The sequence below is a fragment of the Candidatus Curculioniphilus buchneri endosymbiont of Curculio glandium genome (assembly GCF_964275155.1).
In the GTDB taxonomy this organism is placed as follows: domain Bacteria; phylum Pseudomonadota; class Gammaproteobacteria; order Enterobacterales; family Enterobacteriaceae; genus Curculioniphilus; species Curculioniphilus buchneri.
The window spans coordinates 994,022-1,018,253 of the sequence record NZ_OZ193413.1; the positions used below are offsets into that span (position 1 = coordinate 994,022).

Sequence of the window (24,232 nt, forward strand, 5' to 3'; positions counted from 1 at the left end):
ATCAACAGTAACAAATGAAGTAACGAGAGTCAATAATAAAACAACCAAAGAATTATGACTAGTCATAAGGAGTATAAATATTATCCCAAGATGTAATCTGGATTACGTGCCGTATGTACCAGATATATTAGTTTGATTATTATTCCCAATTTGAAAAATTTAAACTATATTCTCGCATAGCGCAATATCTTGAATATCAATCACATCAGAGTGGTTATCAGCTATCAATTACCTTTTCAGAAAATGAGCGAGATAATGAAATGCGTTGTATGGAATCTCTTTTCAGCGCCAAGTAGACTCTATCATTATTTCTATCATGCTTCCACCATGAATATGCAATTTATCAGCATTGAGCCAATGTAAATAATTAGCCTATCACTGTTCTAGATTGTGCAATAAATCGTGATCATGTTGTCTACATTGTAGGGATTGATTAAAAGATGCAACAATGTTTTTTAAAAGAATGAACATATTTCCAGTAAAATATGTACTTTATTTTTGAGCTTGATCAGAACGATCAAAAAATTTTTTACTTGGACAGGGATTTTAACGTAGATAGGAAATAAGATCAATGAAATCAATTATTACTATTTCAATAATGATAATTGTGCAAATACTATTCATTTATTTAGCTATTATCTAGAAATACAATACACAAACATTGTATTTACTACATCATCTTCGCTGCTTCAGGGGAAGTAATAGATGTTATACTACAATGAAGTGGACGTGTACCAAATAATTTGGCAATTTCTACTTTTTATGATAATGAGCTATTAAACTTTTCAAAATATTCGGTATTAATAGTAAATTAAAGTAACCGAAAAGTTATTTAATGAGCATTAAATTGGTGTTCTCCAGTCTTGATGATCCTCATCGACTTGAACTAAATTTAATATGTGTTCGATATAATTTATTCTAACGTGGCAAACTAATCCGAAATTAAATTCAAGAATAAATACATTACTCAAATAATGAATCGATCATATGTATTTTAAATTAATATAATAACATGGTTTTCTTTAATTTATTAAAAATAATGATATATAGAAGATAACAAGGATAGTTTTATATATAAAATGTATCAAATTTTTTGAATTTATTTTTTTTGAATCGATAAGTTATATCAATAATATTTTATTTTTTCTACACAATATATTTTCAATACTGGTTTTCTGTAAATAATATATATTAAAAATTAATTTATTAATTTATGTTTTATTCTTAAACGTTAAGATGAAATTATGTGATTCTATTAACAGATATAATCCATATTTAATTAGATAATTTTATCTATTGTTAATAAGCTTGATTCATTGTTAAATTATATATTGGTAATTGATCAAGTATTTCGTTATGCTTGTATTATTTATAGCTTCATTATCTTTTGATAATATCAACGTTGTCTTAGGTTATAAATAAATTATACACTTGATTTAAAAGGAGAAAAATTCTAGATGAATTAATCATAGTGTTATAATCTAATTTACGAGATGCATATTTTCGTATCTTTTCGTGAGGACATAATGTCCAATAAATTTAAAAAGAAAGTAGTTGTTGGAATGTCAGGTGGTGTTGACTCTTCAGTTTCTGCTTGGTTGTTGCAGCAACAAAATTACCATGTAGAAGGACTATTCATACAAAGTTGGAACGAAGATCTTCATAAAGGGCATTGTACTTCGGAAAAAGATCTAATAGATACTTTAACAGTATGCGATCAGCTAAATATTGTCCTGCATATTGTTAATTTTTCCAATGAATATTGGAATAATGTTTTTCAGAATTTTCTTTCTGAATATCAAAAAGGTCGTACTCCTAATCCTGATATTCTTTGTAACAAGGAAATTAAATTTAAAGCTTTTCTAAAATTTGCCACTGATACTTTGGAAGCTGACTATATTGCTACAGGACATTATATTCGTCGTTTGGACGTCAATGGTAAAAGTCAGTTAATACGAGGCATAGATAGTAATAAAGACCAAAGTTACTTTTTGTATACTTTAAGCCATTGTCAAATTGCACGTTGTTTATTTCCGGTTGGCGCCTTATCGAAGTTAAGAGTGCGTCACATTGCTGCTGAACTTGCTTTAGTTACCGCTAATAAAAAGGATTCTACTGGTATTTGCTTTATTGGTAAACGTAAATTCTGCGATTTTATAAGTTGTTATTTACCTAAAAAATTAGGGGAAATTATTTCGGTAAATGGTGAAAAAATTGGACATCATCAAGGGTTGATGTGCTATACAATCGGGCAAAGAAAAGGATTAGGCATAGGTGGTATGCGTCATAGTAGTAATGCCCCTTGGTATGTGGTAGATAAAGATTTAATGAATAATCGGTTAATTGTTGCCCAGGGCTATGCGCATCCGAGCTTGATGTCTACTAGTTTAATTGCTGAAAACCTACATTGGGTTAATCGTGAAAAATTAATAAAACCACTTCGTTGCACTGTAAAAACTCGTTATCGTCAGCAGGATATCTGTTGTCTAGCAATGCCGCAGTTAAATGGAAGTTTAAGAGTTACATTTAATCAACCAGTAGCTGCCATCACACCTGGACAATCAGTGGTTTTTTACTTATCCGAACGTTGTTTAGGAGGTGGAATAATTAAATCACGTCAACTTTTAGCAGACTATAAGTATGAAAGTACTAACAAAAATTGCGTAACTACCAGTTAATAACAGTTAAAAAAATATATTTCAATAATAACGTTATTAAGTTGATATAATTCCTATACAACAGCTTGAGATTAATTTAAAATTAAAAATTTACTATTGACGGGTGGATAATTAATTTAAATCTTACGTCGATAGACTCAATATATGACAATACTTTGAGAATTTTTAAATGAGATCGTAAAATTTACGAGACATATTGTATTCATTTTCTTAAATAGGTTTTTGTGCTAAACTGATCTGTTATATGTAGTCTAATATTATTAGAACATAAGATACATAATACTAAATTGCTCAGACGGTATTAAGCCGGCGTGCTAATATTTTTTATTTACAGTTTGATCATTTTCGATCGAATGTCTACTATTTTCATCAGTACGATGAGACGTATCATTAATTCATCAGATCATCAGAACTGCAAATTTACAAGTGCACTGACAGTTTTAAAAACTTTAGGATCCTAACAAGCTAAAATATATTCCATATTGTTAGCTAACATGCATTTTATTGTTTTGTAGCAGCATATAAATGTGGAAAATTATAACCAATATTTACTCAAAGTCAGCTATGTCGTTCAGCTAAAAAGGCAATAATATTATGTTTTTTAAGTCCTTTTTTTGAGGAGCAGTCGAAAAAATAATGGAATTATCTTTATTAACTGCTATATCACCCATTGATGGCCGATATGGAGAAATACTGAATCCTCTTCGTACCATATTCAGCGAATATGCATTACTTAAATTTAGAGTACAAATAGAGGTATACTGGTTAAAAAAATTATCATCTTGTGATGCCATTAGAGAATTACCACCTTTTGATGATAAAACAACTAAGTATCTTGATAATATTGTTAAAAATTTCAGCATGCAAGATGCAGAACGTATTAAAAATATCGAATGTGTCATCAATCATGATGTAAAAGCAGTAGAATATTTTCTTAAAGAAAAAATCATTGATTTTCCTACGTTAAAAACAGTGAGTGAATTTGTTCACTTTGCTTGTACTTCTGAAGATATTAATAATCTTGCATATGCATTAATGTTATCCACTGCCCGTCAAGTAATTCTATTGCCGGAATGGCGTAAGATTATTAAATGTATAAAAATGTTAGCTAAACGATATCGTGATATACCTTTACTATCACGAACTCATGGACAACCAGCCACACCATCTACTCTAGGTAAAGAGATGGCAAACGTGGCGTATCGCATGATTCGGCAATTTAATCAATTAAAAAAAGTGGAAATTTTAGGAAAAATCAATGGTGCTGTAGGTAATTATAATGCCCATATGGTAGCCTATCCTGAAGTAAATTGGCATAGTTTTAGCGAAGAGTTTGTTAGTAATCTTGGAATTTTGTGGAATCCATTTACTACTCAAATTGAACCTCATGACTATATTGCTGAAATTTTTGACTGCATAATGCGCTTCAATACTATTGTTATTGATTTTAACCATGATGTTTGGGGTTATATAGCACTAAATTATTTTAAACAACATACAGTATCTAGAGAAGTTGGTTCTTCAACCATGCCACATAAAGTCAACCCTATTGATTTTGAAAATGCAGAGGGAAATTTAGGATTAGCTAATGCAATAATGAAACATCTATCAGCTAAATTACCAATTTCACGTTGGCAGCGTGATTTAACAGATTCTACCGTACTACGTAATTTGGGCATTGGTATTGGTTATTCATTGATCGCGTATCGATCCACATTGAAAGGAATAAGTAAACTAGAAGTGAACCAAGAACATATGTTGAAAGAGCTAAATCATAATTGGGAAATTCTTTCTGAGCCTATTCAAACCGTAATGCGTCGATATGGCATTGAAAAACCTTATGAGACATTGAAATCACTTACGCATGGTAAGTGTCTTAATGCCGAGACTATGAAAATGATTATTGATAGTTTACCTTTGCCAGAAGAAGCAAAGGTACGGTTAAAAATGCTAACTCCAAGTAAATATATCGGGCGTGCATCAATCATGGTTGATGAATTAAAATAAATAGATATTATAAGTAAAATATACTATATCGGGGGGGTATATAATCTTATTAAGTCCTGTCTTTGTTTATATAAAGTTTAGCTATTTTCTGAAATACTACTATTTATAAGTGTATGCTTTTTTAAGAACACAATGAATATTACTTAGTAAAACAAATTAATCTGCTTAATTTATCAAAGTTAATTTTATTTAGGAGCTGCGATGCGAGTTCTAGTAATAGAAGATAATTCTATTCTGCGTCATCATCTAAAGGTCCAAATACGTGAAATGGGGCATCAAGTAGATGCTGCAGAAGACGTCAAGGAAGCAGACTATTTTCTTAATGAAAATTCTCCCGATATTGCTATTGTTGATTTGGGTTTGCCCGATGAGGATGGTCTTAGTTTAATTCGAAGATGGCGAAATCATCAAGTTAAAATTCCTTTATTGGTACTTACTGCTAGAGAAGGGTGGGAAAATAAAGTTAAAGTGCTGGAAGCTGGTGCGGATGATTATGTTACAAAACCATTTCATTTAGAGGAAGTAGTAGCGCGTATGCAAGCCTTGATGCGACGAAATAGCGGTTTGGCTTCACAAGTTATAGCTTTACCACCTTTCTTTATTGATCTTTCACGTCGCGAACTTATGATTCATGACGTTAATATCAAACTTACTGCCTTTGAATATACCATCATTGAAACTTTAATACGAAATACAGGAAAAGTCGTTAGTAAAGATTTGCTAATGCTACAACTTTACCCTGATGCTGAATTACGTGAAAGTCATACCATCGATGTGCTAATGGGTCGGTTGAGAAAAAAAATACAAGCTCATTACTTAAATGATGTAATCACCACTGTACGTGGTAAAGGTTACCGTTTTGATATTAATTAAGCTTTATGATTTTATTTCAATATCGACATATAAAACCACTTTCTTTACGCATTAGATTCTCGCTTGCTACCGCTTTTTTAGTCTTATCACTTTCTTTATGCTACGGTATGGTAGCCATAATTAATTATAGTATTAGTTTTGATAAAACATCGTTTCGCATGCTTCGAAGCGAAAGTAATCTTCTTTTTAGTCTCGTTCAATGGAAAAACAATCAACTCGCGATTGTGCCACTTGACATCGATGTTAATTTTACAGCATTGATATTAATTTACGATAATAATGGTCATATTCTCTGGCGTCAGCGTTATGTTCCCGCTTTAGAACTATGTTTACGAAATGATTGGCTTACTAAAGCAGGTTATTTTGAATTTGATGCTGATTTGTATACTAGTAGTACTATAGTAGAAAATAATTCTAGTACTAGATTCAAATTAAAAAAATTTAATAACAGAAGTATTGGCAATATCTTCTTCACCTATTCAGCAGTAGTTAATCGGTATCCGCTTACCGAACATTTTCCACCATTAACAATGGTAGTTGTAGATACTATTCCACATGAACTACAACGAACTGATTTAGTTTGGCAATGGTTTAGTTACGTATTAATAGCTAATATATTACTAATAATACCATTGCTTTGGCTAGCAGCGCATTGGAGTTTACAACCAATCAAAAAATTAGTTAAACAAGTACGTGAACTAGAGATTGGAGAACGTGATCGATTGCCTGAAAATTTGCCATGTGAATTAAATATTTTGGTGCGTAATTTTAATATTCTTTTGAAAAATGAACACCAACGATATCAGAAATATCGTTCTACTTTATCAGATTTAACTCATAGCTTGAAAACACCGCTAGCAGTATTGCAAACAACATTACGTTCTTTTCGCACTGATCATAATGCTAATATTGAGATAGTAGAACCTATTATGTTGGAACAAATTAGTCGTATTTCTCAACAGATTGGTTATTATTTGCATCGTGTAACAATTCATTCAGATCATAATGTATTAAGTCGTGAGCTACAGTCTATTCCACCGCTTCTGGATAGTTTATGTTCAGCTTTAAATAAAGTTTATCAACGTAAGGGAGTGTCCTTATCATTAGATATTTCACCCGAACTAACCTTTGTAGGTGAAAAAAATGATTTTATGGAAGTAATAGGCAATATTTTAGATAATGCTTGTAAATATTGTTTAGAATTTGTTGAAATTAGTGCACATGACAAAGAAAATGCATTACACATTATCATTGAAGATGATGGACCTGGTATTCCAAAATCAAAACGTACGCTTATTTTTCAGCGGGGACAACGTGCTGATACGTTGAGATCTGGACAAGGTTTAGGTCTTTCTGTAGCAGCTGAAATTCTTGAACAATACGAGGGTAAGATCATTATTAGCGATAGCGCTCTTGGTGGAGCTTTGGTTAAAGTTATATTTAAACAACAGGATTCTTAAAATGATAGTGAACTATTTTTGTTGCGGAAACAATTTAATCTTATCCAATATTGTAGGACAAGACTCTAATCTTATTAGATATAACATATATAATATAATCAAACTTTCTCAAGTTTATCAAATAAATATTAATTTATTTTGAGAATTCAATGTTTTTATTGAGTGTTTTTTAAAACACAAAATTTGTGAGTTGAATAGTTAAATTCCCCTTTATTTTAAATATGTTATTAAAATAGAACATTATTTTATAGAATCAATTAAATTAACAACAAGCCTGTTTTATATTTATTTCATGAATAATATAAATTGATGAATCGTCATCGGTGTGTATGGTGTGAATTAGTACAATGAAATATTTGTGATTTTTAATGAAGAACAGTATAGTTAATAACAATCAAATTCGTTATATAAATCAGAGAAGATAATTTCTTAAATTAATATTGTGATTTAAATTACTAGCATATTTTTATATGTTAAATGAACTTAGTAAAAATATTATTTATAAATATAAAATTACTAACATTATTCCTTTAAATTACTTAGTTTGTAGAAACGGATACTATCTTTAATAATTATATAGCAATAGTTTGAATTATTAGAGCATTGACTTCTTTGAATCGAATATATCTTATAAATTAAAACTAGATTCAATATGGTATATTTTAATTATATGTCAACTATGACATAGTATTTATTTGACTCATAAATATGGAATATATAATTAGACTTTTTTAAAATTATTAAATAGTGTGAGATACTTTTAATAAACAGTATAATAAACTATAACACAAATCATTTCTAAATTGTGATCAATTTAACTATTTTGATTGATCTTATAGTCAAAAAAAATATGATAATGCTATTTATTTATACATTCATATTAAATTTTATTCTTATTTTTTAAATTTAAATTATTAGTTAATCTAAAAATAGAGGACAGAAGTATCTATAAATATGTTATAAAAGTATTAAATGTGAAAGAACAGATTTTACTTAAGTTGAATGTAAAATATTAAACTAAATATAAAAGCGCTATTTTAAATCAATACAATTATTAATTAATAAGTTCACATTCAGATTTACACAATATAATAACGATTTTATTTCACTAAAACTTAATACTTATTTTGCATTTATTGTTATTGAGTGATTAGAATTTTGAGTGAATAATTTAATGAGATATTCACATCTTAATATTTGCAAGTCATGTTAAAACATGTTAATAAGTCAGAATTATTTATAATTGTTAATATTTTAACAATATGTTGTTTATATGATTGACTAAAAATAATTATCAGTACAAATAATATTTTTTTATTATTTAGCTGCCTGACAATATTTAAATGTTATTTATACATTTTAATTTTGTACAAATTGAAATATATTTTCATATATCTCAGACTCATATGTTCCATAGTTATATCTTAATTAACATATATAAATATAATTAAGATCCATCTAAGTATACTGATTATAAATAAAATTACATAAAAAATCATGTAGGTTTATGATATATAATTGATTATTTTAATACACATATTAAATGATTATTGTTATTAGTATTTTAGATATTACAATCTAATCCATTATATATCTGTTAAAATATATATTTGGTATTTTTGATAATAAGAAATAATTATTCGATATCACAACAAATACTTAATAAAAAAATTTTTGTTGAAAACTTTAATACAGCGTGCTTTTTTAAAAAGTGACGTAATTTAAATTAAAATTAAAGTAGAAAATATAAAAATATTTAATGTAAAATTAATGCATTAGATTCGCTATTCCAGTTAACTAAAATTTTTAATGTAGTTATGTCAAAAAAATATATACATAATAGTGTTTTATTGAATGAAGCGATAAATAGTCTAAAACTTCGATCAAATGGTATCTATCTAGATGGAACTTTCGGACTCGGAGGACATTCACGTCTAATTCTATTACAATTAAATGAGCATGGGCGACTCTTTGCAATTGATAAAGATCCATTAGCTATTCAAGCAGCCGAAACCATTAACGATCCACGTTTCAATATTATGCACGGTTCTTTTTCTTTAATAAAAGATTACATGGTCGAACAAAATTGTTTGGGAAAAGTCGATGGTATCTTGCTTGATCTAGGTGTATCTTCGCCACAATTAGATGATCCCGAACGTGGTTTTTCATTTATGAGAGATGGACCATTGGATATGCGAATGAATACAACATGCGGCCAATCTGCATCGCAATGGTTGGCGAAAGCAAGTACTAAGGACATCATATGGGTATTAAAAACGTTTGGAGAAGAACGCAATGCCTATCGTATTGCTCACGCTATTGCTAAACAAAATTGTCAAAAGCTGATCACTAGAACCCATGAATTAGCAATGTTAATTTCTAGTATTATTCCTTTGTCTAAAAAACAAAGACATCCAGCAACACGTAGTTTTCAAGCTATTCGAATTTATATCAATAGCGAGCTTAAAGAGCTTGAACAAGCATTGAATGCTTCACTAAAGATATTAGCTCCTGGTGGTCGGCTATCAGTCATCACTTTTCATTCTCTTGAAGACAGACTAGTAAAACGTTTTATTCGTCATCATAGTTATCCCATTCAGTTAGACAATAATTTACCGATCACTGAAGCTCAAATAGCCGAAAAATATCAGGCACAATGCCAATTAAAATCAATAAGAATAGTACGTCCTTCAGAAAAAGAAATTAATCATAACCGACGCGCGCGTAGCTCAATTTTACGGTGTGCCGAAAAACTGCGTTAATGAACAGTTATGAACGGTATATACTTACCAGTATCATCGGTAAAGATCTATGGAATTATAGTAAATTACCTTTGGTATTGTTAGTGGCGATATTAATTTCAGCCATTTTAGTTCTAAATACCACACATCACATTCGTTGGTTAATTGTAGAACGTGAACAAATTATGTTAGAAAAAAATACTCTTGATATTGAATGGCGTAACCTCATTATAGAGGAAAATATGCTAGGAGATAATCGTGTTGTAGAACGTATTGCTATTGAAAAATTGAAAATGCAACATGTAAATCCGTTAGAAGATAATGTTTTGATCCAACCATAGTGTTATGTAATGGGAATCACTAACGATAGATGAGTATAGTCAAAATAATGACATTAAACTGCCGACAAACTCGACCTAGTTTTGTAAGCTGGCGATTTTCCTTGCTTTGTGTTTGTATTTTGTTCACTCTAATAGGCTTAGTATTTAGGGTTGCATATCTACAAGTAATCAATAATAAACAATTAATACGTGCAGGTGATATGCGTTCTTTACGTATACAACGTATTCTTACGGACCGAGGCATCATAAGCGATCGCGTTGGACGTCCTTTAGCAATCAATATGCCCGTTAATGCTATTTGGGTTGATCCAAACGAAATCAACGATTATGATCGTATCAGTAATGATAGTCGATGGCAAGCACTTGCTAATGTAATATTTGTTCCTCTTGATCAAATTATTGCCCGAATAACGGCTCATTCTAAAGGCCGTTTCGTTTATTTAGCACGTCAAGTTGATCCTATAATCAGTAATTATATTAAAAAATTAAAATTGCCTGGAATTTATCTAAGTCAAACATCACGTCGTTATTATCCAACTGGCCAAATAACAGCTCATCTTATCGGTATTACTAATATCGATGGTCAAGGTATTGAAGGAATCGAAAAGAGTTTTGATCATTTACTTACTGGTCAACCTGGTGAACGTAAAGTACGTAAAGACCGATGTGGTAGAATTATCGAAGATATATCATTTGTAGATAGTCAAGCATCTCATAACTTAGTCTTAAGCATTGATGAGAAACTGCAAACTTTGGTATATCGTGAATTAAAGAATGCAGTGATGTTTAATAAAGCTGAATCAGGCACTGCAATATTAATAGATATTAATACTGGCGAAATATTGGCAATGACTAACAGTCCATCTTATAATCCTAATAATTTATTAGGCACTACAACGGATGTAATGCGAAATCGTGCTATTACTGATATTTTTGAACCAGGTTCAACAGTTAAACCATTTGTAATAATCAGCGCACTTCATAACGGAGTGATACGAGAAAACAGCGTGCTCAATACACTGCCTTTTATGATTAATAATCATAAAATTAAAGATGTATCATGTCATTCTGAATTAAGTATAACTGAGGTTTTGCAAAAGTCAAGTAATGTTGGTGTCTCTAAATTAGCATTAGCAATGCCATACTCAGTATTAGTAGATACTTACTCGCGCTTTGGCTTAGGTAAAACGACAAATGTAGGTTTAATTGGAGAAAATCGTGGATTAGTACCTCGTAAAAAAAGATGGTCTGACATAGATAGGGCTGTCTTCTCTTATGGATATGGATTAATGGTAACTCCATTACAATTAGCACGAGCGTACGCTACAATCGGTAGTATGGGTGTGCTTCGTCCACTATCTATTGTTTGTATAGATTCTCCAGTAGAAGGAGAGCGAATTTTTCCTGAACCGCTTATACGTACTGTAATACGTATGATGGAAAGTGTATCGCTTCCAGGCGGAGGAGGTACTAAAGCTGCCATCAAAGGCTATCGTATAGCTGTTAAAACCGGTACTTCTAAAAAAGTTGGATCAAATGGCCATTATATTAATAAATATATTGCTTATACAGTAGGGATTGCACCTGTTAGTAAGCCACGATTTACGTTAGTAGTGATGATAAATGATCCAAAAGGTAATAACTATTATGGTGGTATAGTGTCTGCTCCTGTATTTAGTAATATTATGGGTGGCGTATTACGTACAATGAATGTAAAACCAGACATGTAATTTTCATAGATACAAAAAATCGACATTGTTAACAAATTTATAATAGAGGTATATAGTGACCATCTATAATTTACGTGAATTACTATCTCCTTGGAGAATACAAGCTCCAAAATGTATGTTTAAAGCGATAACACTAGATAGTCGGACTGCATCTAAAGGTGATTTATTCATAGCTATTGTTGGTCATCAAAGGGATGGACGTTCATATATTACTCAGGCGATTAAAAAAAATGTAGCTGCCGTGATAGCAGAAGCAGAAGGTTGTGCGATAGACGGTGAATATAGCGAATTATGTGGCGTACCGATTATTTATCTTCGCCATATTAATCAACGTTTATCAGCATTAGCGGGACGTTTTTATCAACAACCATCACATTCATTATGTTTGGTAGGCGTTACTGGCACGAATGGAAAAACTACTGCTACCCATATTATGGCTCAATGGGTATATTTGATGGGTGAAATAAGCGCAGTCATGGGCACAATAGGTCATGGTATCATTGGCTACACTCATCAAACTAATTACACCACTACTCATCAAACTAATTACACCACTGAATCATCCATTAACAATCAGAGATTACTCTCTGAGTTTTTGTCTCACAAGCCAAGAGCTCAATTTGTTGCTATGGAAGTATCGTCACATGCCTTAGTGCAGTATAGAGTTGATGCATTGAATTTTTCCGCTACAGTATTTACTAATTTAAGTCATGATCATTTAGATTATCATGGAAATATAAAAAAATATGAACAAGCTAAATGGCGTCTTTTCAGCGAATTAAACAGTGGACATAATATTATCAATGTTGATGACAGTGTTGGACAGCGTTGGTTAAAACAGCTACCAAAAGCAGTCGCAGTATCTGTTGCAAGTTGTTTATCAGCTAATTGGTACAGCCGACGATGGATTTTTGCTAACAGTATATCTTACCATGCACATGGTACTGATATTTCATTTAAATCCTATTGGGGGGACGGTAAAATTTACAGTAAGTTAATAGGGAAATTCAATGTTAGTAATCTGTTGTTATCCTTAGCGACGTTACTAGTACTTGGATATCAGTTATCAAAACTTTTAGATACCGCTAATTTATTAAAAGGTATATGCGGTCGTATGGAAAGTTTCCATACGCAAGGATTTCCTACAGTGATAGTAGACTATGCACATACTCCAGATGCATTAAAACAAGCACTGGCAGCAGTTAGATTGCATTGCCATGGTAAATTATGGTGTGTATTTGGTTGTGGAGGAAATCGTGATAAAGGAAAAAGACCTTTAATGGGTGCCATGGCTCAAAAATATGCTGATCATGTGATAATTACTAATGATAATCCACGTAATGAAATAGCACAAATTATTATTAAAGATATTAAAAATGGTCTACTTAATGCAAATGATGTGCGGGTGATCTATGATCGTACTGATGCAATAACTACTGCTATTGCACAGGCTAAACAAGAAGACTATGTATTAGTGGCAGGTAAAGGTCATGAAAATTATCAAATTATTGATCAAAAATTGCTTCATTATTCAGATCGTGAAACTGTAGCACATCTTCTTGGAGTGTTAGCATGATCCCGTGTAATTTACGTAGAATCGCATCAACTCTTAATGCCGAACGAACAGGCGAAGATTGCACAATTATGTCAATTACTACTGATTCTCGAATCGTTAACTATGGAAGTAAGTGTTTATTTATTGCGTTAAAGGGTAAAAGATTCGATGCTCATCATTTTGCTTCACAAGCAGTAGATAAAGGTGCTAGCGCATTATTAGTTAATTATCCATTACCGTTACGTGTACCGCAGCTTATTGTTGCAGATACCCGACAAGCATTAGGTCAGCTAGGTGCTTGGATACGACAACAGGTAAAGACGCGGATTGTTGCTTTAACAGGTTCAGCAGGAAAGACTTCTGTTAAAGAGATGACTACTGCTATTTTAACTCAATGTGGATGTGTTCTAGCAACTCAAGAAAATTTTAATAACGATGTTGGTGTATCTCTAACTCTCTTACATCTTACACAACAACATGATTTTTCAGTTATCGAATTAGGAGCTAATTGTCTTGGTGAGATTGCTTGGTCTGTTGAATTAATACAGCCAGACACTGTACTAGTAAATAATGTATCAGCAGCTCATTTAGCTGGTTTCGGTTCTTTGTCAGGAGTAGCGAAGGCTAAAGGAGAAATTTTTTCTGGTTTATCAAATGATGGAATTGGTATCCTAAATGCTGATAGTTGTGATTGGTCTCAGTGGAAAAACCTATTAAATGATAAAGTAATTTGGCGTTTTGCCTTACATACTGTCAATAACGTGGATTTTTTTGCCAGTAATATTATAGATAATCAGTGGAGCACACAGTTTACCTTGCATAGTCCTCAAGGTACATGCCAGGTGCATGTACCATTACCAGGTCGACATCACATTTCTAATGCCTTAGCTGCAAGTGCACTTTCACTATCTGTAGGAGCAACACTACCAGCTGTAGCCGCTGGACTTGCACAGTTAAAACCTCTTCCTGGTCGGATACGTCCTATTGCTTTGGATAACAGCATGGGACGACTGTTGTTAGATGATACTTATAATTCTAATGTTGCTTCTATGATCGCTGCTGCACAAGTTTTAAAAGATATGCCTGGTTATCGTGTAATGGTAGTAGGTGACATGTTAGACTTAGGTAGTGAAACAATTGCATACCATTGTCAAGTTGGTAATTTTATTTCACAGATTAGTATTGACAAAATTTTAAGTATCGGTCGTTTAAGTTGTTTTATCAGCGAAACCAGTTCTCGAGGTGAGCATTTTCGAAATGCGGTATCTCTGATATCGCGTTTGATACAACTTTTATCTGAACATACAGTTATTACCATTTTAGTTAAAGGTTCACGTAATTCTAAAATGGAGTGCATAGTACATAAATTACAGGAGAAAGCAGCATGTTAATCTGTCTTTCTGAGTATTTGATAAAATTTTATTCTGGTTTTAATGTTTTTTTTTATCTGACATTTCGTGCTATTATTAGCTTACTTACTGCTTTATTTTTATCACTTTGTATGGGACCGTGCTTAATATCATGGCTTCACAAATTACAAATTGATCAAGTAGTTAGAATAAATGGACCAGAATCGCATTTTAGAAAATGCGGCACACCGACTATGGGTGGTTTATTGATCTTGATGTCTATCATTATTTCGGTATTAATGTGGTCTTATCCATTTAATCCATATATTTGGTATGTATTATTTGTACTAGTAGGATATGGTGTTATAGGATTTGTAGATGACTACCGCAAAGTATCAAGTAAAGATACTAAAGGACTCTCTCCTCGTTGGAAATATTTTTGGCAGTCAATAATAGCATTAATGATATCTGTTGTCATGTTTACATCAAATAAAACTACTTTAACCACTCAATTAGTAGTTCCATTTTTTAAAGATATCATGCCACAGTTAGGAGTATGGTATATTGTTATGGCTTATTTTGTTATTGTTGGTACTAGTAATGCAGTCAATTTAACTGATGGTTTAGATGGACTGGCAATTGTTCCAACAATTTTTATTGCTTCTGGTATGGCATTGGTAGCATGGGCAACAAGTAACGTAAATTTTGCAAATTATCTTCATATACCCCATGTATGCTTTGCGAGCGAGCTTGTCGTAGTTTGTACAGCAATTGTCGGTGCTGGACTGGGTTTTCTCTGGTTTAATACATATCCAGCAATGGTCTTTATGGGCGATGTCGGTTCTTTAGCACTTGGAGGAGCACTCGGCGTTATTGCTGTTCTTTTACGACAAGAATTATTATTGCTTATAATGGGCGGAGTATTTGTAGTCGAAACTTTATCAGTAATTTTACAAGTAGGATCATTTAAATTACTTGGTCAGCGCCTTTTTCGAATGGCTCCTATTCATCATCATTATGAATTACGAGGATGTCCTGAACCACGCGTAATTGTACGATTTTGGATTCTTTCGTTAATATTAGTTCTAATTGGACTCGCAACGCTAAAGGTACGGTAATCATATGAAAACCTATTGGCAAGAACGAGTAGTAATTATTGGATTAGGAATTACTGGTATTTCTTGTGTGAATTTTTTTCGTACTCGCGGCATTACACCCCAGATAATGGATACTCGACTTTCACCTCCTGGTTTAGATAAATTACCAGCTAATGTACCATGTTATTTAGGAAAATTGAATAAAAAATGGTTGTTAAATGCTACACTTATTATTATTAGCCCTGGTGTCTCTTTAGAAAATTTAACCTTTCTTGAAAAAACTGGAATAGAAATTATCAGTGATATTGAACTATTTTGTCGAGAAGTAACAGAACCAATTGTGGCGATTAGCGGTACCAATGGAAAAAGTACTGTCACTAGAATGGTAGGTAACATGGCGGCATGTGCTGGCTGGCAGGTAGGCGTCGGAGGTAATATTGGTCTGCCTGCATTAATGCTATTAGATACTCCGAGTCATTTTTATGTTTTAGAATTGTCAAGTTTTCAACTTGAAACAACTTATAGCTTAAAAGCAACTGCAGCAACGATTTTAAATGTTAGCGACGATCATATAGATCGTTATCCCTTTGGTTTACAACACTATCGCACAACAAAATTAAAAATTTATCATAATGCTAAAGTTTGCATAGTTAATTCGGATGATCCATTAACTTTTCCAATTTTTAGAAAAAAAAACTACTGTGTTAGCTTTGGCTCTAATGCCGATTCTGATTATCATCTTGATGAAGATGATGGTCGAACTTATTTAATGAGACACAATGAACGATTGTTAGATTGTCAAGAAATGAATATTGTCGGTCGTCATAATTACATCAATGCCCTAGCAGCATTAGCATTGGCAGATGTAGTTGGGATTCCACATTCTTCTAGTTTGAAGGCATTACGGCAGTTTCATGGACTATCACACCGTTGTGATGTCATACTCGAACGAAATGGTGTACGTTGGATCAACGATTCTAAATCTACTAATTTAGCTAGTCTTAAAGCTGCACTCAATGGAATTGAAGTAAAGGGTACGTTACATCTTTTATTGGGTGGAAACAGTAAATCTTCTGATTTTTCATCGTTATCATCATTTCTACAAAATAAGAAAATACAGTTATACTGTTTCGGTCAAGATGGTAAAAAATTGGCATTACTTAGGCCTGATTCTTCTATATTCATCGAAACTCTTCAAGAGGCAATGCATATTATCGGGCATCGAGTTAAAAAAGGAGACCTAGTATTATTATCGCCAGCATGTGCAAGCTTCGATCAATTTAAAAATTTTAAAATACGTGGTGAAGTATTTACTGATTTAGCGCACAAGGTGGGCTGATGTACATTTCTAGAATAAAGTTAGTATATCATTTTAAAGTATGGATGGTAAACATTCTATCATTTAAAAAACCGATTAATGTATTATATGATCGGAAATTACTTTGGCTAACATTAGGTTTAGTGTGCACTGGATTAATCATGGTTACATCAGCATCGATGCCTATCGGAACACGTTTATCTAATGATCCTTTTTATTTTGCTAAACGAAATGCATGTTTTCTTGTTTTAATATTTTTTTTATCGATAGGAATACTGCGTATTCCAATGATAGTTTGGCAAAATTATAGTTCAATAATGTTACTTGCTACAATAGTAATGTTATTAATTGTACTTATAGTAGGTGACTCAATTAACGGTGCAGCACGCTGGATAGTATTTGGTCCAATGAATATTCAACCGGCAGAATTATCTAAATTATCGTTATTTGTTTATTTATCTAGTTATCTAGTGCGTAAAGTAGAAGAAGTTCGTACTAATTTTTGGGGTTTTTGTAAACCAATAAGCATAATTATAATATTGTCAGCTTTACTACTGGCACAACCTGATCTTGGAACAGTCGTAGTCTTATTTATTACTGCGTTGACAATGTTATTTTTAGTAGGCGCTAAACTGTGGCAATGTTTTTTTATTATAGGATTAGGTATTAGTATAGCATTACTATTGACTATTACTGCGCCGTATCGTATTCAACGCATCATATCATTTTGGAATCCATGGGATGATCCTTTTGGTCAAGGCTATCAATTAACTCAATCTTTGATGGCATTTGGACGTGGTAAACTCTGGGGTCAGGGATTAGGAAATTCAATACAGAAGCTAGAATATTTGCCGGAAGCGCATACTGATTTTATTTTTGCTATTTTAAGCGAAGAACTTGGTTATTTCGGAGCGGTATTAGCATTATTAATGGTGTTTCTAATTTCATTTCGAGCCATCCTTATTGGCTGGAAAGCACTAGCAATAAATCAACGTTTTTCTGGATTTTTGGCCTGTTCTATCGGTATCTGGTTCAGTGTTCAGACACTTATTAATGTAGGCGTAGCTGCTGGTATTTTACCTACTAAAGGTTTAACTTTACCATTAATCAGCTATGGAGGATCGAGCCTTTTAATCATGTTAACAGCAGTTGTATTACTATTAAGAATTGATTTTGAAACTCGTTTAGCAAACGTACAAGCTTTTTTGAGAAACCATGATGACAGAAAAAAATAGGCGACTGATGATAATAGCTGGCGGGACTGGAGGACATGTATTCCCAGGATTAGCGGTTGCTCATTGCCTCAGAACACAGGGCTGGAAAATTCGCTGGCTTGGTACTTCTGAACGTATAGAAGCTACATTAGTTCCACAACATGGAATTGATATTGATTTTATACGTATCAGAAGCTGTCGTGGAAATGGGATTAAAGCCTATTTAATTACACCAATATGTATTTTTCAAGCTATATGGCATGCTAGGCATATTATACGTACTTGGAAACCGGATGTTGTATTAGGTATGGGAGGATATGTTTCTGGGCCCGGTAGTTTAGCAGCTTGGATGTGTAATATTCCAGTAGTGTTACATGAACAAAATAGAATTGCTGGATTTACAAATCGTGTGTTATCAAAAATTGCTTGTAAAGTACTACAGGCATTTCCAGGTGCTTTCCCTTATGCTGATGTAGTAGGTAATCCGATTCGTGATGAAGTACTGGCATTACCGGAACCGAAAATACGAATGAAAAATAGATCAGGTCCTATTCGGGTATTAGTAATAGGCGGTAGTCAAGGTGCTCAAATACTGAATCAAATTATGCCTTTAGTTGCTGCCAATCTTTCAGGCCAAATAAATATTTGGCATCAAGTAGGTAAAGGAGCATTAGACACGGTTACGCAAGCCTATAAAGTAGTTGGTGGAGCACAGAAGCATAAAATAGTAGAATTTATAAATGATATGGCATCTGCTTATGCTTGGGCAGATGTAGTGGTATGTCGCTCTGGGGCACTAACGGTAAGTGAAATTTCTACTGTAGGTTTAGCAGCTATATTTGTACCTTTTATACATAAAGATCGTCAACAGTATTGGAACGCACGCGTTTTAGAAAAAATTGGTGCAGCAAAAATTATAGAACAAAAGAAATGTACTGCCGCTCAGATTAGCCACATTTTATCTAATTGGGATCGAACAACACTATTAACTTTAGCTCAGCGCGCTCGTGCAACAGCAATTTTTGATTCAGCCATTCAGATAGCTCGAGAAATAACATTAGTAATATAGAATAGATAAAATTAGGATAAGCCTTGTCTTTATTATTAAAGCGATAATATTGTGAATACACAACAGCTAGCTAGACTTCGAACTTTTATTCCTGAAATGCGCCGTGTCAGACAAATTCATTTTGTTGGTATAGGCGGTGCCGGCATGGGTGGAATCGCGGAAGTACTGGCAAATGAAGGTTATCAAATTAGTGGTTCCGATATTTCAGCGAATACAGTAACGCAACAATTGACTATATTAGGTGCAAAAATTTATTTTAATCATCGACCTGAAAATATTAATAATGCCAGCGTAGTTGTTATATCGAGCGCCATACCTTATGACAATCCAGAAATTATTGCAGCTAAGAAAGCGCGCATTCCCGTTATCCAAAGAGCTGAAATGTTAGCAGAATTAATGCGTTTTCGTCATGGCATCGCTATTGCTGGTACACATGGTAAAACAACCACTACAGCAATGGTGACCAGTATTTATGCTGAAGCTGGTCTTGACCCTACATTTGTTAATGGCGGCCTTATAAAGGCTGCCGGAGTACACGCCCGTCTGGGCTGTAGTCGGTATCTTATTGCGGAAGCAGACGAAAGTGATGCGTCTTTTTTGCATCTGCAACCAATGGTTGCTATCATAACCAATATTGAAGCTGACCATATGGATACTTATCAAGGAGATTTTGAAAATTTAAAAAAAACATTTATCAATTTTTTACATAACCTGCCATTTTACGGACGAGTGGTAATGTGTATTGATGATCCTGTTATTCGAGAATTACAACCTTTCATAGGTCGACAAATTACTACATATGGCTTCAGTAAAGATGCGGATTTATATCTTACTGCTTATCGTCAGATAGGTAATCTGAACAAATTTACCGTCCATAGACAAGATAAATCTGATCTTCAAGTGGAGTTAAATGCTCCAGGTTATCACAATGCACTAAATGCAGCAGCAGCCATTGCAGTGGCAACAGAAGAAGGTATTGATGATAACACCATTGTACGAGCGATGTTAAAATTTCAGGGCACTGGACGCCGATTTGATGATTTAGGTCGATATGATTTAATTAAAGTCAACGGTAAAATAGGTGAAGTAATGCTAATTGATGATTATGGCCATCATCCCACAGAAGTAGACGCTACAATTAAAGCAGCACGCGCTGGCTGGCCAGATAAACGTTTAGTTATGGTTTTTCAGCCACATCGTTACACTCGTACACGAGATTTATATGACAATTTTGCTCATGTTTTGTCAAACGTAGATGTATTGCTGATGTTAGATGTTTATTCAGCTGGTGAAATACCAATTTCTGGTGCCGATAGCCAATCTCTATGTCATACAATTCGAAGGTACGGGAGGATAAATCCTATTTTAGTACTAGATGTAGACGCACTTCCAGAAACATTGGCGCTGACATTGCAAGATAATGATTTGGTTCTAATGCAAGGAGCTGGTACGGTAGGTAAAATAGCTCGTAGACTAGCAGATAAAAAACTACAGCCATATTTCAATGAAACAAATTATAATTAAACAAAATGGTCAAATTGCAGGTTTGAGTTTCTTTATAATAGTACTGAGTACTATTATTTGGACAATTTGGATGGTTATGAATTGGATGAAACATACTCATTATTTAACGCTTGCTCGATTAGTGATCACAGGTGAACGTTATTATACTAGTAATAATGATGTCCGTGAAGCAATTTTAACAATAGGTGCACCAAGTACTTTTATAACACTAGATGTTAAGGTTATACAAAATCAAATTGAACATATATCATGGATTCAAAAAGCTTACGTAAGAAAGCAGTGGCCAGATATTTTAAAAATACATTTAATAGAATATACACCGATAGCATATTGGGATGATTTATATTTAATTGACCATAATGGTCACATATTTAAAATACCAGAGGATCGAATTATCAATCAAGAGATTCCAAAACTCTATGGTCCAAAAGGTAAAGAGAAAAATGTACTTGCTGGCTATTATATTATGAATCAGATTTTAACAGCAGCCAAGTTTCGGCTTAAATCAATTAGTATGAACGCTCGTAATTCATGGAAATTAATATTAAAAAATAATATTCAATTGCAATTAGATCGGAACAATAACATTGAGTGCTTAAAGCAATTTATTGATGTTTATCCAATTCTTCTCCAACAAGCTTGGAGTAAAAATAAGAAAATCAGTTATGTGGATTTACGTTATGATTCAGGTATGGCTGTCGGTTGGTCCTAAAACTTATATTAGTTCGGAGAATAATAATTAATAATTAGAACCAAAATGGGAATAAATCAAACAACCATGATCAAGTCAACTGATAAGAAACTGGTAGTGGGACTAGAAGTCGGTGCTTCTAAAATAGCAGCCCTGATAGGAGAAATTTTACCCGAAGGTATAGTAAATATCATTGGTATTGGTACTTGTCCATCTCGTGGCATATATAAAGGTTGTGTTAATGATGTAGAATCATTAATAAAATCTATTCAAATTGCCATTGATCAGGCTGAAACGATGGCAAACTGTCATATCTCATCAGTGTATCTTGCACTTTCTGGTCACGATATTAGTTGTCGGAATGAGACTGGCATGGCACTCATCTCAAAAGAAGAAGTTATCCAAGAAGACATAGATAATGTAGTGCATACCGCTAAATCGGTACGGATGAAAGGTGAACATCGTATCTTGCATGTAATTCCACAGGAATATGCTATTGATTGTCAAACAGGTATTAAAAATCCACTTGGATTGTCTGGTATTCGGATGAAAGTGAATGTTCATTTAATTACTTGTCATAACGATATAGCTAAGAATTTTGTAAAAGTAGTAGAACGTTGTGGTTTAAAAGTTGATCAATTAATTTTTTCAGGTCTTGCTTCAAGCTATGCAGTGTTAACTGAAGATGAACGTAAATTAGGTACGTGTATTATCGATATTGGCGGTGGAACCATAGATATGGCTGTATATACTGACGGAGCTTTACGTCATACTAAAGTTATTCCTTATGCTGGTAATATAATTACTAATGATATTGCTTATGCTTTTAACACGTCTATCACAGAAGCTGAAGCTATTAAAATACATTACGGCTGTGCATTAGGATCTATGATTAATAAAGATGACTACATAGAAGTACCGAGTATTGGTGGACGTCCGCCACGTAATCTCCAACAACAGACATTAGCTGACATAATTGAACTTCGATATACTGAATTGTTAAGTTTAGTAAATAAGGAAATTATTCAATTACAAGAAAATTTAAAAGACAAGGGCATTAAATATCATCTAGCAGCAGGCATAATCCTTACAGGTGGTGCTGCACAAATAAATGGTTTGATGGCTTGTGCATCACAAGTATTTCATACCCATGTTCGTATAGGTCAACCTTTAAATATTACCGGTCTCACTGATTGTGTAACACAACCCTATTATTCGACCGCTATTGGACTATTACAATACGGTAAGGAATCATATTTAAGTAATGCAATAACAACTAAAAAAAGTACATATTTAAGCACTTGGTTTAAATGCTTTACTAACTGGCTAAAAAAAGAATTTTAATTTTTTTAAAGATGAAACAGCGACATAAGAAGTTACTTCTAAAGTAACCAGTATAAATGGAGAAACATTATGTTTGAGCCAATTGAATTAACGAACGATGCGGTTATTAAGGTCATCGGCATTGGTGGTGGTGGTAACAATGCGGTTGAGCATATGGTACGTGAATGCATTGAAGGCGTAGATTTCTTCGCTGTCAATACCGATGCCCAAGCATTACGTAAAACGACAGTAGGTCAAACTATTCAAATAGGTGGTAGCATTACTAAAGGATTAGGAGCAGGTGCTGATCCAGAAATTGGTCGAAACTCTGCTGAAGAGGATCGTGAAGCGCTTCGAGTAGCTTTGGAAGGTGCTGATATGGCATTTCTAGCTGTAGGAATGGGTGGAGGCACAGGTACAGGAGCTGCCCCAGTGATAGCAGAAATAGCTAGAGATATTGGTATTTTAACCGTTGCTGTAGTCACCAAACCATTTAATTTTGAAGGCAAAAAAAGGATGACATTTGCAGAGCAAGGAATTACTGAACTTTCTAAATATGTAGATTCATTAATTACAATTCCAAATGATAAATTACTAAAAGTATTAGGTCGAGGAATCTCTTTACTAGATGCTTTTGGTACTGCTAACGATGTACTTAAAAGTGCTGTACAGGGTATTGCTGAACTTATTACGCGTCCAGGTTTGATAAATGTAGACTTTGCCGATGTTCGAACTGTGATGTCTGAAATGGGCTATGCTATGATGGGTTCTGGTATTGCTCGTGGAGAAGATCGTGCTGAAAAAGCAGCAGAAATAGCAATTTCTAGTCCTTTATTAGAAGACATAAATCTATCTGGGGCTCGGGGGGTTCTTGTTAATATTACCGCTGGATTTGATTTACGTTTAGATGAATTTGAAACTGTTGGTAATACTATACGCGCATTTGCTTCCGATAATGCTACTGTAGTTATTGGAACTTCAGTCGATCCTGACATGAATGATGAACTTCGAGTCACTGTAGTTGCAACTGGTATCGGTATAGACAAACAACCTGAAATTACTTTACTAACTAATACACAAACTCACCCATCTATAACGACTAATCATTATCGCGATAGTGCAATAGGTACATCTTCGTTAACACAGGAGCACAGATTAACGTCTGAAGTAATAAATAAAAAAACAAAGCAAAATAATAATGAACTTGATTATCTAGATATTCCTGCATTTTTACGTAAAAAAGCAGATTAAATAGTATATTT

15 protein-coding genes and 2 pseudogenes are annotated in these 24,232 nt (G+C 33.2%); all 17 read left to right on the forward strand.

Annotated features, from left to right (window positions below):
- Positions 1-1,526: 1,526 nt before the first annotated feature.
- The 17 genes and pseudogenes from mnmA to ftsZ all read left to right on the forward strand — a co-directional run bounded on the left by mnmA (position 1,527) and on the right by ftsZ (position 24,221).
- Positions 1,527-2,678 (forward strand): tRNA 2-thiouridine(34) synthase MnmA, encoded by a 1,152-nt coding sequence (gene mnmA, locus ACICP0_RS03015; protein ID WP_395479858.1) that lies wholly within the window; start codon positions 1,527-1,529, stop codon positions 2,676-2,678.
- 636 nt (positions 2,679-3,314) lie between these two features.
- A complete protein-coding gene (purB, locus tag ACICP0_RS03020; RefSeq protein WP_395479859.1) occupies positions 3,315-4,685 on the forward strand; it encodes an adenylosuccinate lyase in 1,371 nt (456 codons plus the stop codon).
- A gap of 201 nt (positions 4,686-4,886) precedes the next feature.
- Positions 4,887-5,558: a two-component system response regulator PhoP gene (phoP, locus tag ACICP0_RS03025; protein WP_395479860.1), complete on the forward strand. Its 672-nt coding sequence runs from the start codon at positions 4,887-4,889 to the stop codon at positions 5,556-5,558.
- 5 nt (positions 5,559-5,563) lie between these two features.
- Positions 5,564-7,018, forward strand: a complete 1,455-nt coding sequence (gene phoQ, locus ACICP0_RS03030) for a two-component system sensor histidine kinase PhoQ (protein ID WP_395479861.1) — start codon at positions 5,564-5,566, stop codon at positions 7,016-7,018.
- Positions 7,019-8,835: 1,817 nt separating this feature from the next.
- Positions 8,836-9,780 carry a 16S rRNA (cytosine(1402)-N(4))-methyltransferase RsmH gene (gene rsmH, locus ACICP0_RS03035; protein WP_395479862.1) on the forward strand — a complete coding sequence of 315 codons (945 nt, stop codon included), beginning with the start codon at positions 8,836-8,838 and terminating at the stop codon, positions 9,778-9,780.
- Positions 9,780-10,100: a cell division protein FtsL gene (gene ftsL, locus ACICP0_RS03040; protein ID WP_395479863.1), complete on the forward strand. Its 321-nt coding sequence runs from the start codon at positions 9,780-9,782 to the stop codon at positions 10,098-10,100. The genes rsmH and ftsL overlap by 1 nt, the downstream gene beginning before the upstream one ends.
- Positions 10,101-10,129: 29 nt before the next feature.
- Positions 10,130-11,824: pseudogene (ftsI, locus tag ACICP0_RS03045) on the forward strand (peptidoglycan glycosyltransferase FtsI); the annotation flags it as partial.
- Positions 11,825-11,945: 121 nt separating this feature from the next.
- Entirely contained in the window at positions 11,946-13,406 is a 1,461-nt protein-coding gene (gene murE / locus ACICP0_RS03050; protein WP_395480261.1) for a UDP-N-acetylmuramoyl-L-alanyl-D-glutamate--2,6-diaminopimelate ligase, read from the forward strand.
- Entirely contained in the window at positions 13,403-14,776 is a 1,374-nt protein-coding gene (murF, locus tag ACICP0_RS03055; protein ID WP_395479864.1) for a UDP-N-acetylmuramoyl-tripeptide--D-alanyl-D-alanine ligase, read from the forward strand. The genes murE and murF overlap by 4 nt, the downstream gene beginning before the upstream one ends.
- The gene (gene mraY, locus ACICP0_RS03060) at positions 14,770-15,852 is read left to right on the forward strand and encodes a phospho-N-acetylmuramoyl-pentapeptide-transferase (protein ID WP_395479865.1); all 1,083 of its coding nucleotides are present in this window, start codon (positions 14,770-14,772) and stop codon (positions 15,850-15,852) included. The genes murF and mraY overlap by 7 nt, the downstream gene beginning before the upstream one ends.
- Positions 15,853-15,856: 4 nt before the next feature.
- Positions 15,857-17,170: a UDP-N-acetylmuramoyl-L-alanine--D-glutamate ligase gene (gene murD / locus ACICP0_RS03065; RefSeq protein WP_395479866.1), complete on the forward strand. Its 1,314-nt coding sequence runs from the start codon at positions 15,857-15,859 to the stop codon at positions 17,168-17,170.
- A gap of 77 nt (positions 17,171-17,247) precedes the next feature.
- Positions 17,248-18,384, forward strand: a pseudogene (gene ftsW, locus ACICP0_RS03070) (cell division protein FtsW); the annotation flags it as partial.
- A complete protein-coding gene (gene murG / locus ACICP0_RS03075; protein ID WP_395479867.1) occupies positions 18,368-19,432 on the forward strand; it encodes an undecaprenyldiphospho-muramoylpentapeptide beta-N-acetylglucosaminyltransferase in 1,065 nt (354 codons plus the stop codon). The pseudogene ftsW and the gene murG, both read left to right, overlap by 17 nt.
- Before the next feature lie 51 nt (positions 19,433-19,483).
- Positions 19,484-20,956, forward strand: coding sequence for a UDP-N-acetylmuramate--L-alanine ligase (gene murC, locus ACICP0_RS03080; RefSeq protein WP_395479868.1), 1,473 nt, complete (start codon positions 19,484-19,486; stop codon positions 20,954-20,956).
- Positions 20,937-21,668: a cell division protein FtsQ/DivIB gene (locus ACICP0_RS03085; protein ID WP_395479869.1), complete on the forward strand. Its 732-nt coding sequence runs from the start codon at positions 20,937-20,939 to the stop codon at positions 21,666-21,668. Before murC ends, ACICP0_RS03085 begins: the two co-directional genes overlap by 20 nt.
- Before the next feature lie 66 nt (positions 21,669-21,734).
- The gene (ftsA, locus tag ACICP0_RS03090; RefSeq protein WP_395480262.1) at positions 21,735-22,991 is read left to right on the forward strand and encodes a cell division protein FtsA; all 1,257 of its coding nucleotides are present in this window, start codon (positions 21,735-21,737) and stop codon (positions 22,989-22,991) included.
- A 69-nt stretch (positions 22,992-23,060) separates the two neighbouring features.
- The gene (ftsZ, locus tag ACICP0_RS03095) at positions 23,061-24,221 is read left to right on the forward strand and encodes a cell division protein FtsZ (RefSeq protein ID WP_395479870.1); all 1,161 of its coding nucleotides are present in this window, start codon (positions 23,061-23,063) and stop codon (positions 24,219-24,221) included.
- Positions 24,222-24,232 lie beyond the last annotated feature (11 nt).

Excerpts from the sequence above, each read along its gene's own strand:
- phoQ (WP_395479861.1), top strand. The coding sequence starts at position 5,564 with ATGATTTTATTTCAATATCGACATATAAAACCACTTTCTTTACGCATT.
- murD (WP_395479866.1), top strand. The coding sequence starts at position 15,857 with ATGAAAACCTATTGGCAAGAACGAGTAGTAATTATTGGATTAGGAATT.
- ftsA (WP_395480262.1), top strand. The coding sequence starts at position 21,735 with ATGATCAAGTCAACTGATAAGAAACTGGTAGTGGGACTAGAAGTCGGT.
- ACICP0_RS03085 (WP_395479869.1), top strand. The coding sequence starts at position 20,937 with ATGAAACAAATTATAATTAAACAAAATGGTCAAATTGCAGGTTTGAGT.
- murG (WP_395479867.1), top strand. The coding sequence starts at position 18,368 with ATGACAGAAAAAAATAGGCGACTGATGATAATAGCTGGCGGGACTGGA.
- mnmA (WP_395479858.1), top strand. The coding sequence starts at position 1,527 with ATGTCCAATAAATTTAAAAAGAAAGTAGTTGTTGGAATGTCAGGTGGT.
- ftsL (WP_395479863.1), top strand. The coding sequence starts at position 9,780 with ATGAACAGTTATGAACGGTATATACTTACCAGTATCATCGGTAAAGAT.
- murE (WP_395480261.1), top strand. The coding sequence starts at position 11,946 with ATGTTTAAAGCGATAACACTAGATAGTCGGACTGCATCTAAAGGTGAT.
- phoP (WP_395479860.1), top strand. The coding sequence starts at position 4,887 with ATGCGAGTTCTAGTAATAGAAGATAATTCTATTCTGCGTCATCATCTA.
- mraY (WP_395479865.1), top strand. The coding sequence starts at position 14,770 with ATGTTAATCTGTCTTTCTGAGTATTTGATAAAATTTTATTCTGGTTTT.
- purB (WP_395479859.1), top strand. The coding sequence starts at position 3,315 with ATGGAATTATCTTTATTAACTGCTATATCACCCATTGATGGCCGATAT.
- rsmH (WP_395479862.1), top strand. The coding sequence starts at position 8,836 with ATGTCAAAAAAATATATACATAATAGTGTTTTATTGAATGAAGCGATA.
- murF (WP_395479864.1), top strand. The coding sequence starts at position 13,403 with ATGATCCCGTGTAATTTACGTAGAATCGCATCAACTCTTAATGCCGAA.
- ftsZ (WP_395479870.1), top strand. The coding sequence starts at position 23,061 with ATGTTTGAGCCAATTGAATTAACGAACGATGCGGTTATTAAGGTCATC.